Source organism: Kribbella ginsengisoli, assembly GCF_039537185.1.
GTDB lineage: Bacteria > Actinomycetota > Actinomycetes > Propionibacteriales > Kribbellaceae > Kribbella > Kribbella koreensis.
In genome coordinates this window covers 189,651-202,365 of the sequence record NZ_BAABAA010000010.1, presented here as the reverse complement: position 1 = coordinate 202,365, position 12,715 = coordinate 189,651, and the positions used below count along the sequence as shown (strand labels likewise).

Genomic DNA, 12,715 nt, shown 5'->3' with positions numbered 1-12,715 from the left:
TAGTTCGCTCCACCCCAGAGCCTCCGAGGCAGGAACCGTCGTGGTTCCTGCCTCTTTCCGTTGCCGGAGGCGCTGGACCGGGTGCCTCTGTTCCCCGAGAGGATCCAGAATGACCGACGTACCGGCCGTGCTCGAACGGCTGCGGCGGACGACCGACACCATCGTCGGCGAGCAGGACCTGATCGACCGGCTCGCGTCCGGGCGCAGGCTGCGGATCAAGTACGGCGTCGACTGCACCGCGCCCGATCTGCATCTCGGCCATGCCGTCAACCTGTGGATGATGCGCCAGTTGCAGGATCTCGGCCACCAGGTGGTCTTCCTGCTCGGCGACCTGACCACCCGGATCGGCGACCCGACCGGGCGTTCGGAGACGCGACCGACGCTGACGCCCGAGGAGATCGAGGTGAACGCGGCGTCGTTCCTCGAGCAGGTTTCGCTGGTGCTGCGGACCGAGCCGGACGTTCTCGAAGTACGGCGGAACTCCGAGTGGTACGGATCGATGGAGGTGGCGACGCTGCTCGGGCTGTTCAGCCAGGTGACGCAGGCGCAGTTGATGGCGCGGGACATGTTCCGCGACCGGGTGGCCGCCGGGCGGGAGATCGCGCTGCATGAGCTGGTCTACCCGGTGCTGCAGGGCTACGACAGCTTCGCGATGGACAGCGATCTCACGATCGTGGGGTCCGACCAGCTCTTCAACGAGCAGCTCGGGCGGCATTTCCAGCAGCGGCTCGGGGCGCCGCCGCAGGCCGTCGTGATCACCACGATCACGCCGGGGATCGACGGTGGGCCGAAGCAGTCGAAGTCGCTGAACAACTACATCGGGCTGACGGACTCGCCGAAGGAGAAGTTCGGCAAGCTGATGAGCCTGCCGGACACGCTCGTCCAGACGTACGCGCACGTCTACAGCGAGCTTCCGCTGGAGTTGGTCGCGGCGCTCGGCGAGGCTGCGGCACATGGCGGTCCACCTGCTCGCGATGCCAAGCTCAAGCTGGCCGCGGCGATCGTCACCCGTTACCACGGTGCGAACGTCGCGAAGGCCGAGCGGGCGGCGTTCACCGAGCAGTTCAGTCATCGCAGTGTCCCGGCCGATCTACCGGAGATCGCAGTGAAGACCTCCCGGCCGACCATCCTGGAGTTGCTGCAGGCGGCGCGTCCAGAGCTGAGCAACTCCGAACTCCGCCGCCTGATCCGCCAGGGAGCAGTCTCGATCGACGACCAGAAAGTGCTCAGCCATGACCAACCCGTCCCCCTCACCGAGCCCGTCACCCTCCGCTCCGGTTCCCGGACCTTCCACCGCGTCGTCGCCGACGTCTGAAACGAAGACCGTGGAGGCGTTGGTCAGCCTCGGCAGCCGGTACCTGGGTCAGGTACCGCTGTTCGAGGCGGACCGGCCGTGGTGGTCCGAGGTCGCGGCGACGACTCGCTATCTCGACGAGCTGCTCGGCGTACCGACCTTCGTGCTGCGCCTCGTGCACGCGGACAACGCGGAGCTAGGGCATGGCGGCCGGGTCGTCTTCCATGTCCAGGTGGCTGGGGAGCCGCGGGCCGGCGTACTCGATCCGACGCCGCGCGCGGACTGGCCGGAGATCATCGCTGCGCAGCCGCTGCGAGCGACTTGGGCCGAGGTCGACGGCCCGCAGCGGCTGGTGGATTGGGCGACCGGGATCGTCGGGGCCGCGGGCAAGCCGGTCCAGTACAAGACCTGGAACCTCTCCTGCCTGATCCAATTGCCTGACGCCGGCGCTTGGGCGAAGGCGACCAGCCGGTTCTGCAGCGTCGACGCGGACGTGATCAACCACGTTCACCAGTACGACTCGCAGCTCGCACCAGCGGTTCTCGGGATCGACCTCGAGAACCGCTGGTCCCTCCTCGCCCACGCCCCCGGCACCGACTGCTGGGAACCCGACCGGGCCACCATCGAAGACATCGTCAGCCGCTGGGTCGCAGTACAAGCCGCGATCGCCGACGACAACCTCCGCGTGCCCCGCCTACTCCCCGCTGACCTCCCGGCGGAACTCGACCGCCTACTCGCAGGCGAAGTAGGCGACCGCCTCACCCCCACCGAACTGACCCAAGCCCACACCCTCCGGGCCCAACTCCCGGCGATCATCTCCGAGCTGGACTCGGCGGGCCTCCCCAACACCTTGGTCCACGGCGACTTCCACCCCGGCAACTGGCGCTCCAACGGCACCCACCGCGTCATCGTCGACTGGGCCGACAGCTACGTCGGCCACCCCGCCACCGACCTCCAACGCCTCACCAACTGGCTCCCCACCGAGAAGCGCCCGCTCGCCGTCCAGACCTGGACCACCGCCTGGCAATCCGCCCACCCATCCAGCAATCCGCTGCGCGCTCTCAAGCCGATGTCGGTCCTCATCCATCTGCTCGGCGCCGCCACCTACCAGCGCTTCCTCGACAACATCGAACCCGACGAACGCATTTACCACGAGGACGACCCCACGAACGAAATCCGCGCCGCCATCCAAGCAACGCTGACCCCGGACCACTGACGCCAGGCACGCCGAAACATCACGCCAGCGCCACAACCCCGCCAACGAACCCCGTTACTTCGCCCACTCCCACCCTGCAGGTCGCCACCGGCCGAACAACCCGCCAGCCGACCCCACCCGGCGGCGCCCCCACCGGGCAAAGCACCCCGTCCGCCCAGCGACTGGACGGAAACACCCCGCCGCCCTCCCAAACCAGTTGCCTGAGGCACCTAGTGCTCCACCTGCGCATCTCCCGGCAACGGATCCACTCACACCGAGCACAAGTCGCCAAACCCGCACCGCCACGCACGCACAACCCCCACCAACCACTCCGACACGCCGAAGGCAAGCGATTACCCGCCGAGTTGGGTACGCACTCACGACCGCTACGTGCGCCGGCCGCCGGCCGAATTCGAGATTCCTGCTGACTTCCTTTCCGGCGGCACCCCGTACGCCGCGAATCCGGTTCGGGATCGCCCCTTTGTCTGGCACTGTGGTCAGCGATGGATGCGATCCTGAAGTGCTGCCTCAACGGCGATCGCTCGCGCGCCGATCACCCCGCCGTACCGCTGACTCCCGCCGAGCTCGCGCAGTCTGCGTACGACGCTGTCGTGGCGGGTGCTGTGGCGGTGCATTTCCATCCGCGCGACGCGGAGGGGCGGGAGAGTCTGCGCTGGGCCGACGTCGAGCCGGCCGTCACCGCAGTACGGGAGCGGTGTCCCGAGCTGCCGCTGGGTGTGTCGACCCGCGAGGAGATCGAGCCGGACCTGCCCACCCGCTTGGCGTTGCTCGGTGAGTGGGACGCCGGACCGGATTTCGCGAGCGTCAACTGGCACGAGGACGGCGCGGAGCAGATCGCGAGGCTGCTGCTCGAGCGCGGGATCGGGATCGAGGCGGGTCTCTTCACCCCGGACGCGGCCCGGAAGTTCCTGAACTGGCGTGGTCCGGTCGTGCGGCTGCTCGTGGAGGCGATCCCCGGGGTCTCACCCGGTACGGACGGCATCGCGGCAGCGCAGGCGGTACTCGACGTGCTCCCGACCGGCGTCGAGCTCGTCGTCCATGGCGAAGGCGAGTGGGCGTGGCCGGTACTGGAGTGGGCGCGCCGGCAGGGCTACGGACTGCGGGCCGGCTTCGAGGACATGCTGACCGGCCCGGACGGAGAGAGCGTCACCGACAACGGCCAACTGGTCGGCTACGTGAGGAGGAATCGATGACGATCCTGGTGACCGGCGCGACCGGCAACGCGGGTGGAGCGGTCGTACGAGCACTGGCCGCGCAGGGCATCCCCGCGAAGGCGCTCGTGCGCAAGCCGGTCGAGTTGCCGCCCGGTGTCGGGGCCGTGGTCGGCGACCTCAACCAACCGGACACCTTCACCGACGCCCTCGACGGAGTCAGCGGGCTGTTCCTGCTTGCCGGCTACGACCGGATGAAGGAGTTGCTGGCGAACGCAGTACAGGCCGGTGTACGCCGGGCCGCCCTGCTGTCGAGCAGCTCGATCGTCGGGACGAGAACGGACAACGCGATCGCGCAGTACCACGCCGAGGCAGAGGCGGCCGTCGAGCAATCGGGGCTGGAGTGGACGTTCCTGCGGCCGAACGCGTTCATGTCGAACACGCTGCGCTGGCTCCCGCAGATCCAGGCGGGCGACGTGGTCCGGCTGCAGTTCCCCGACGTACCGATCTCGACGATTCATCCGGACGACATCGCCGACGTCGCGGTCACCGCGCTGACGGCGGACGGGCATGCGGGAGCGGCGTACCGGCTGAGTGGGCCGGTGGCGTTGAGGCCGGCCGAGCAGCTGGCGATCGTGGCCGAGGCGATCGGGCGGCCCTTGCAGGCTGTCGAGCTGAGTGCGGACGAGACGCACGAGGAAGTGTTCGGGTCGATGCCGGCGAAGTACGCGGAGGCGATCGAGTCGTTCTATCGCGACGGGATCATCGACGAGACGACGGTGACGGACACCGTCGAGCAGGTGACCGGGCACGCGCCGCGGACCTTGCAGCAGTGGGCCAGGGAGAACGCCGCGCTGTTCAGCTAGCGGCTAGGTGCCGACGCGGTCGAGGGAGCGGACGGTGACCTCGTAGCCGAGGTTGACCACCAGAGCGAGCGCGACGCCGGTACAGCGATGGCACCAGCGCACCTCGTGATTGGGCCAGCGCGCGATGACGTCGGCGTCGTGCCCGTGGCATTCGGCGCAGTCGTCTCTGGAATGCGGATAGTGCGCAACGGAAGGGGCGGAGCTCTCGGCACCAAGCGTGGCCGGCCTCGTCATGCCTCTAGCGTGCTCTTACTTTCCGCCGGCGCGCAAACAGTCAGCACCACTTTTCCGTGGCTCGAGCCTGAAGATAGCGGAAAGTAATCGATTCGCTACCACAACCCACTTTGTATCGCGGGCGGTTGGCCGTCTGGGCGGGTGGCCGGGCCGTCTGGGGTTAGGCGGGGCTGAGGGCTGCTACGTACTCCGTGCCGGTGCAGACGGTGCCGAATCTGGGGAAGACGTAGGAGATGGCGAAGTCGTGGGCAGCGGCGTCCAGGCCGGTCATCGCGTCGGTGACGTAGATCGTGTCGTAGCCGTGTTCGTCGGCGGCGCGGCCGGTGGACTCGACGCCGAAGTTGGTGGCGATGCCGGCCAGGACGACGGTCTTGATGCCGTGTTCTTGCAGTACGTCGTCCAGGCCGGTGAGGTGGAAGGCGCCGACTGTGCGCTTGACGATCTCGATGTCCCCTGGCTCCGGGTCGAGCGCGAAGCCGCTGCCCTCGGGCTGGACGTCAACGCCGGGACGCTCGACCCGGACGTTGACGACCAGCCCGCCGACGGCTCTGGTGGCTTGGGCCAATGCTGTGCTGCGTTCCAGTACCTCCGCGCCGGTCAGTGGCGCGGTGTCCAGCGCGATGATCCTCGGCATCAAGTCGATCAACAGCAATGCCGTGGTACGAGGCTCGAGTGTGGTCACGTTTTCGGAGACTACGACATGGTTGAGGCCAAGCTGTCGGCGAAGGCGGTGTCCTTCTCGGTGGCGGAGAAGCCGAAGCGCCAGGTGCCGCCGTCGTAGGTCCCGGGCTGCCAAGCGCGGCCGCCTGGTTGCCAGCGGGGCTGCCAGGCGATGGCCGCGTTCGCCGGGTCGTACCAGTGGTTGTCGGCCGCCCACGCCGAGCCTTGCTTGTACGCCGAGACGACGCTCAACCCCGGACTCGTCGCCATCGACCACTTCGGCAGACCGGGGTAGTCGCCGTCGCGGCCGAAGCCGGCCGGATCGCCCTGGTCGGTCAGCGCGGAGTCGACGTTGAAGGAGACCTCCCAGAGCGGCGCGGACGGTTGGGTGACCTGCCAGCGCAGGCTCGTATCGAAGGTCTTCGCACTGAAGGCGAAGGACCAATCGACCGTGATCAGCTCATCGCCGAGCGGAATGCCCTTGAGCGCAAGCGCGTCGCCCTCCGCCTGTACCTGCGCCGCCGCGCCAGTCAGATCGGTCGCGCCGAAGTTACCGACTCCGAGATAAGGCGCGGTCGCCCGAGACGACGCATCCAGCGCGGGCTTGTACTGAGCTTGTCCCGCCGGATCCACATCCAGCGCGGTCAGAACCGCCCGCGGAGTCGTCTGCACCGTCGCTCGGTAGTACTTCGTGCTGACCACCATCCCCTGCGTGACCTGCGTCTTGCTGAAGTCGAGCGGCGCGACGAACAGCCCGCCCTTCCCCCAGCCGGCGCCCGTCACGTACCAGTCGTCCCCGTTCTGGACGACCTCCGCCGCATGCGACTGGATCGTCCCGACCAGCTGGTCGATCGTGAAGTGCAGCGGATCCCTGCTCTTGTAGACCTTTGTCGACTCGTAGCCACCGTCGCAGCAGACGAACAGGTACCAGTCCTTGCCGCGCTGGACGACGAACGGCGACTCGGTCGGCCCACCGAACGTCCCGGCCTGCGGGTGCTGGAACGCGACCTGCCGCTCGCCCCAGTGGATGAGATCCGTGCTGGTGCGGTAGGCGACGATGTGGTTGCCGCCGCTCGGCGTCGAGTTGGCGGTGTAGTACATCACCCACTGATCGCCGACCTTGTGCACCATCGGATCGCGCCCGTCGAAGCCGTCGGTGAACAGCGGGTTCGCCGGATTCTTCGTCCAGTGCACGAGATCGGTCGACGTCGCCACAGACAGCCGGTACGCCGTATGGTCTGCCGTCCCGCCCGCGTAGAACATGTAGTAGGTGCCCCGGTCGTACATCACGTAAGGCGCCCAGATGTGGGTCTCGCCCACTGCCGGATCGGCGAACAGCGCCGGTGGCTGCTTGGTCCACGGACCGGTCAGCGACGGCGCGGTCGCGTGGCCGAAGCTCTTCTCGTCGAGCGGGTCGGCCGGCTCGGCGTGGGTGATCGCGTAGACGTGCCAGGTGCCGGTCCTGCGGTCCTGGACCATCGTGTGGTCGTTGTAGTACCAGGGGCTGGACTCGCCGACGCTCGGGTCGTAGACCTTCACGAACTTCCCGGCCGCCACCACCTTCTCGGTCTTGCTGAAGGACTCCTTCTTGATCACGGACAACTCCAGATCGAGCAGGTCGAGGCCTGCCAGGTAGCCGATCGCGGCTGCGTTCTTTCCGGTCACCGTGATGCCTAGTTGATGCTTGCCTCGAGCAAGCTGCTTGGCGCCGAGGTCGACCTTTGCCGTACTGACACCGGTTGCCGCATAGCCGTCGAAGGTGGCTAGGTCGGCACCGTCGATGCTGAGGTCGACGATGCCGTAGTCGGCGGCCTTGGTGAGCACGGTCGAGAGGGTGTAGTCGCCGGCGGTCGGGACGGTGAAGGGCAGGACTACCTTGTCGCCGGCCTTTGCGCCGTGGATCCAGAGTTGCGCGCCTGCCGACCAGTTGACGCCACAGCAGTTGCCCTGCGGATCGACCGGTACCGTGGCCTCGTCGGCCGGGAGCATGGACTCGCCTTCGATCCGGATCGTGCTTCCCGAGGTCGCCTGCGCCGTCGCGGACTTCGGTCCGGTGTTGCCGGCCAGGTCGGTCGCCGCGACGCGATACGTCCAGGTCTCCTCCAGACCGATTCCCTTGTGCACGAAGCCGGGCACGCGACTCGTGCCGACCAGCTTCTCGGCTTCGTTCTTCTTCGCGGCATAGATGGTGTACTTCGCGATGCCGCTCTCATCGGCGGGCTCGGACCAGCTGAGTGCGATCGCGTTGTCGGCGCGGCTGGTGGCGGTCAGGTTCTGGACCTGGCCGGGGGCGCGGCGGTCGGCGTACGGGCTGACTTGAGATTGAACGACGTAGGCGGCTGCCGTCCAGGGTGTGGCCGGTTTCAGCTCGATGGTCAGCTTGGTGCGGCCGGTGGTGGTTGCTGCGGGCAACTGGTAGTTGTCGTCCAGCCAACGTTGCTTGGTGTTGCCGAGGGCTTGCGACCAGGTGCCGACCTCCTTGCCGTCGACGAACACCTTGGCCGATTGGCCAGGCGAGTTCTGGTCGCTGGTACGGCGTAGCGTCACGCCTCGGTTGGCCGGGTCGACCTTTGCGGTGAAGCGGATCGGGGTTGCGCTGGTCCTGACCTGGTCGGTGACGGCGATGTCGTCGTGGTCGCCTTCGTAGACGCTGGTCAGGTCGGCCTGGGTCGCCGTCGGGCCGTCCGTGTATTGGTGCTGCCGGCGGCTTTGCGGGTCGCCGGCATCGAGGCGGTCGGTTTCACGGGCGCCGAACTTCTGCTTTGCAGCGGAGTACAGGAAGGCGGTTGAGCCGTAGATCGCGGGGACGTCGTCCTGCTGGCCGTGTTCGATGCCGAAGGTGAGCTGGTTCTGGAAGTTGATCGAGTCGGTGATGTGCAGGCGGAAGGCGCTGTCGCATTCGTTCTTGCACTCCCCTGCCTGGACCTCGTGGCCGGAGTTGCCGTGGAAGGGGGTGGAGTAGGTGCCTTGGTTGAAGTACCAGCCGGACTCGTAGTAGTCCTCGGTGCCGGTGCCATGGATGGCCGGGGTGCGCTCGCCGTCGACGTGGACGCGCTCGTCGCCCTCGAGGTAGCCGCGGGTGTTGCCGTCCGGTTGCAGGCCTTCCATCGTGTGCGAGACGCCGACGAACTTGCCGCGGCCGGTGGTGTCCGCGATCAGCCAGTCGCTGCCCATGGCGGGCTGTGCCCGGTGGGAGATCGCGGTGAAGTAGCCGGTCTTGCCGGTGAGGAGGTCGGCTGCCGCTTTGACGTTGCGTGCGTCGGTGACCTCGGCCTGACCGGCGGACAGCTGGTACTGCGTGGTGTTGACGAGCTTGACGGTGGCGCGGGTGAGGTAGGGCATCGGCCACCAGGACTGGTACCAGCCGTCGGGGTCCATGGCGAAGAAGAGGGAGCGGACGTCGTTCTCGCCCAGGCCGGAGCCGAAGAATTCGCCGAGCGGGGCGTCGACGCGCTGCTGGCCGTCCACGGTGACCTGGATTCGTACGCCGGACAGTAGGGCGTCGGACGGTTTGACGCGTTCGGCGTCGGCGGGCGTGGCGGCGTACGGCATCGAGTGGGAGCCTTCCCAGTTCTGCTTGGTGATCTGGTAGGCGTGGGCCTGCTCGTCGGCCACGTGCTGCGGGCCGACGTCGAGGGTGTCGGTGCGCTTGACTATCTGGTTCATGACCGAGTCGGCCCAGTAGGTGAACTCGTTGAAGTCGAGGTCGGAGGAGACGAACTCGTTGCGGATCTCGATCTGCGATTTGCCGGCGGTCGCACTGGCGGGGAGGTCGACCACCTGGTCGGCCCATTGCGCGCCCTTGGCCGGCAGCGGCGTCCACTCACCGGACTGGACGCCGTCGACGAAGACCTTGGCCCGCTGGTTGCCGATCCGCAGATCCATCCGGCGGATCAGTTTGACGCCGGTGTTGGCGGGGTCGATCCTGAGCGTGAACTTGCTGCCGCCGAGGAAGGCGCGGCCGTCGTCGGCGAAGCTCTTCAGGTCGAGGCCGACGAGCTGTGGCAGCTTCAGCTTGAGCGCGCTGAGCTCGCCGGGGCCGTGGGTGTCGGCGATCGACAGTTGCTTGCCAGGGGCAAGGGTCACCGGGGTCTTCGTGGTTCTGGCCTGCGGTTGGGCCGGTTTGGGGTCTTTGGTGCCGGACGCCTTGAGGAGGGCGATGACGTCTTCTGCTTTGTCGGCCGGGTCGAAGGTGGTGACGCCGGCCGGGTCGGGGAACTCGCGGTAGTCGACGTGGTAGAAGAGCGGGTTGTTCTGGACGGTGACCCGCATCGACTTCTGGTACGGCATCGGGACGCGGATGTAGACGCCGCCGCTGGTCTGGAGGGCGTTGGCGACCAGCGGGTAGACGAAGGGCGCGCCTCGCTTGCCGTCGACCACGTCCTGGAGGCCGGCGTCGAGCACCTTCTTGCCGTCGACCTCGACGGTGATGGTGCCGGTTTTGCGGACGTCGCCCTCGTCGCGGGTGAACCAGATCGAGGCGAGCTCGCCGGGGCCGTCATCCTCGGCGATGACGCAGCCTTGAGCGGTGGTCCTCAGGCAGGAGTAGGTGCCGTCGAAGCCGTCGTTGTTGGTGCCGTCGCGGCCGAAGCTGGAGAACTGCTTGGTGCGGACGCCGGTCTGCAGTTCGGGGAGGCGGTCGAGATGGCGGTAGGCGTCCCAGCCGACGGGGCCGTTGCCGGTGCCGGCGCCACGGCCGGCGCTGCTGCTGTTGCCGCTGCCCGGGGCGGGGGCGTACGTCGTACCGGCTGCTGTTTGGAGGGTGGCCGGGACTACCAGGACAGCGCCGAGAAGGGCGGCCACGGCGCGTCTGAGGGAGCTGGTCATGGGCGGACCTCACGATCTGGGAAATCGATTTCTCAGATGTCTACCACCGATTCGGAGCGGTTGAGAAGGGCTCGGCGGGAATGGGAAGCGCGTTCCGGCAGTTGGCCACCCGATGGACGACCGGGTTGCCCATGGCAGCAGACTGGTCTCGCACTCAGACTTCCAGCACTCACTCGCAGGAGACCTCCATGAGTACTGCTCCAGCCCAGATCGCCGTCACCGGACTCGCGGTGATGGGCCGCAACCTGGCCCGGAACCTGGCGCGCAACGGCTTCCGCGTCGCCGTCCACAACCGGTCACAGGGCCGTACGGATGCGCTGATCAAGGAGTTCGGCCACGAGGGTGAGTTCACCCCGGCCGCCGACCTGCCCGAGCTGGTCGCGTCGCTGGAGCAGCCGCGCAAGATCATCATCATGGTCAAGGCCGGCGAGCCGACCGACGCGGTGATCGACGAGCTCGTGCCGCTGCTCGACCAGGGCGACATCGTGATCGACGCCGGTAACGCGCACTTCGCGGACACCCGGCGGCGCGAGGATGCACTCAAGGCCAAGGGGCTGCACTTCGTCGGCGCCGGCGTGTCCGGTGGCGAGGAAGGCGCACTGAACGGGCCGAGCATCATGCCGGGCGGCTCGGTCGAGTCGTACGCCTCGCTCGGCCCGATCCTGACCAAGATCGCGGCGCAGGTGAACGGCGAGGCGTGCTGCGTGCACGTCGGGCCGGACGGCGCCGGGCACTTCGTGAAGATGCTGCACAACGGCATCGAGTACGCCGACATGCAGCTGATCGCGGAGGCGTACGACCTGCTGCGCAGCGTGCTGGGGCTGAGCGCTCCGGAGATCGCTGACGTGTTCCGCGAGTGGAACACGGGCGACCTGGAGTCGTTCCTGATCGAGATCACCGCGGAGGTGCTGAGCCAGGTCGACGAGTCGACCGGTGGGCCGTTCGTGGATGTCATACTCGACCAGGCGGAGCAGAAGGGGACCGGGCGCTGGACCGTACAGGTCGCGCTGGACCTGGGGATCCCGGTGAGCGGGATGGCGGAGGCCGTCTTCGCCCGGTCGCTGTCCGGCGACACGGTGCGGCGGTCGGCGGCCGCGGGTGTGCTGGCCGGGCCTTCGGACGACACCGGCGTCTCGGTCGACCGGGACGCGTTCATCGACGACGTCCGGCACGCGCTGTACTCGTCGAAGCTGGTTGCCTACGCGCAGGGGTTCGACGCGATCCGGGCGGCTTCGGATCAGTACGGGTGGAACATCGACCTCGGTGCGATGGCGAAGATCTGGCGGGGTGGGTGCATCATCCGGGCGCGCTTCCTGGACCGGATCAAGGAGGCGTACGACCGGGACGCGGCGCTGCCGTCACTGCTGGTCGACGACTACTTCAAGGAAGCTGTTGTGAGCGGGCAGGACGCTTGGCGTCGCGTCGTGGCCACCGCGGCCACCGCGGGCGTGCCTGCGCCGGGCTTCTCGGCGGCGCTGTCGTACTACGACGGACTGCGGGCCGAGCGGCTGCCTGCGTCGCTGATCCAGGGATTGCGGGATCTGTTCGGCGCGCACACGTATCACCGGGTGGACCGCGAGGGCGCTTTCCACCTCGACTGGTCCGGTGACCGCAAGGAGCACTCGGCCTGATGCTGTGAGCCTGGCTCGCCGTGATTGGTGGAGCCAGGCTCGGTGCGGCGTGGCGATTGGCGCTGAGGGTCGAACGTATGTTCTAATGTGCTCTCAGCGCCAGCCCGCTTCGGCGGGGACATGTCACCCAGGGAGATCGCCGCAACGATGACTGTAGACACCTTCGCAGCAGAAGCCCAGACCGACGCCGTCGACACTCCCGAGGCGGCGCTCGACTCTTCGGCTGCCGTTGATTCGACCACCGAGGCGCCGGCTGCCGACGCGTCCGTGGACGGCCCGGCCTCCTCCGACGACGCGGACTCCCCGGAGACCGCCGCGCCCGTCGCCGAGAAGCCGAAGAAAGCGCCGGCCAAGAAGGCTGCGCCGAAGAAGACCAAGACGCTCGAGCTCACCCTGACCGTCACGGGCACCGCCGACGGCGAGTGGAAGGCCGAGCTCAAGCAGGGCAACAGCTACATCGCGAAGAACCTGCTGGTCGCGGCCGCCGCCGTCTCGCGCGCGGCCAAGGAGCTGCACGAGGACCTGTCCGGCCCGATCGACGAGGTCATCGACGCCGCCCGCGAGCAACAGGCCGCGAAGGTCGCCGCCCTCGAGGCGGAGCTCGAAGCCGCCCGCAAGGCGCTCGCCGAGCTCGACGACTAGTTCAGCAGTTTCCTGCCGGCTCATCACCGGCAGGCGCTACCCGTCACCCCACCGGCTCGCCCCGGGTGGGGTGACGGGTACAACCCGACGACGGGAACTGGCTCGCCTGGTGGTTGGTACCTTCCCTGTGCCGATCAGTGGGTGGATTCTCTGGTGGGGCCTGCCTGAGGCGTCCGGCGGGGCTTGCTGGAGAA

General features: G+C 67.9%; 9 protein-coding genes. 6 read left to right on the top strand and 3 right to left on the bottom strand.

The window, feature by feature from the left end; genetic code table 11:
- The first annotated feature begins 109 nt into the window (after positions 1 to 109).
- From tyrS to ABD768_RS31375, 4 genes are all read left to right on the top strand, one after another.
- Positions 110 to 1,315 carry a tyrosine--tRNA ligase gene (gene tyrS, locus ABD768_RS31390; protein WP_344846625.1) on the top strand — a complete coding sequence of 402 codons (1,206 nt, stop codon included), beginning with the start codon at positions 110 to 112 and terminating at the stop codon, positions 1,313 to 1,315.
- 10 nt (positions 1,316 to 1,325) lie between these two features.
- The gene (locus ABD768_RS31385) at positions 1,326 to 2,510 is read left to right on the top strand and encodes an aminoglycoside phosphotransferase family protein (RefSeq protein ID WP_344846623.1); all 1,185 of its coding nucleotides are present in this window, start codon (positions 1,326 to 1,328) and stop codon (positions 2,508 to 2,510) included.
- A 482-nt stretch (positions 2,511 to 2,992) separates the two neighbouring features.
- Complete coding sequence (locus tag ABD768_RS31380) at positions 2,993 to 3,703, top strand: 3-keto-5-aminohexanoate cleavage protein (protein WP_344846621.1); 711 nt, start codon at positions 2,993 to 2,995, stop codon at positions 3,701 to 3,703.
- Positions 3,700 to 4,527, top strand: coding sequence for an NAD(P)H-binding protein (locus ABD768_RS31375; RefSeq protein WP_344846619.1), 828 nt, complete (start codon positions 3,700 to 3,702; stop codon positions 4,525 to 4,527). Before ABD768_RS31380 ends, ABD768_RS31375 begins: the two co-directional genes overlap by 4 nt.
- 3 nt (positions 4,528 to 4,530) lie before the next feature.
- Here ABD768_RS31375 and ABD768_RS31370 read toward each other — a convergent pair whose 3' ends face one another.
- The 3 genes from ABD768_RS31370 to ABD768_RS31360 form a co-directional block, all read right to left on the bottom strand.
- Positions 4,531 to 4,761 carry a hypothetical protein gene (locus ABD768_RS31370; protein WP_344846617.1) on the bottom strand — a complete coding sequence of 77 codons (231 nt, stop codon included), beginning with the start codon at positions 4,759 to 4,761 and terminating at the stop codon, positions 4,531 to 4,533.
- A gap of 160 nt (positions 4,762 to 4,921) precedes the next feature.
- Entirely contained in the window at positions 4,922 to 5,443 is a 522-nt protein-coding gene (locus ABD768_RS31365; protein ID WP_344846615.1) for an isochorismatase family protein, read from the bottom strand.
- 11 nt (positions 5,444 to 5,454) lie between these two features.
- The gene (locus tag ABD768_RS31360; RefSeq protein ID WP_344846613.1) at positions 5,455 to 10,248 is read right to left on the bottom strand and encodes a DUF2961 domain-containing protein; all 4,794 of its coding nucleotides are present in this window, start codon (positions 10,246 to 10,248) and stop codon (positions 5,455 to 5,457) included.
- A gap of 188 nt (positions 10,249 to 10,436) precedes the next feature.
- Here ABD768_RS31360 and gndA point away from each other — a divergent pair, with 188 nt between their 5' ends.
- Together gndA and ABD768_RS31350 are read left to right on the top strand one after the other, a co-directional pair.
- Positions 10,437 to 11,879 carry an NADP-dependent phosphogluconate dehydrogenase gene (gene gndA / locus ABD768_RS31355; RefSeq protein ID WP_344846611.1) on the top strand — a complete coding sequence of 481 codons (1,443 nt, stop codon included), beginning with the start codon at positions 10,437 to 10,439 and terminating at the stop codon, positions 11,877 to 11,879.
- 147 nt (positions 11,880 to 12,026) lie between these two features.
- Complete coding sequence (locus tag ABD768_RS31350) at positions 12,027 to 12,521, top strand: DUF6319 family protein (RefSeq protein ID WP_344846609.1); 495 nt, start codon at positions 12,027 to 12,029, stop codon at positions 12,519 to 12,521.
- Positions 12,522 to 12,715 lie beyond the last annotated feature (194 nt).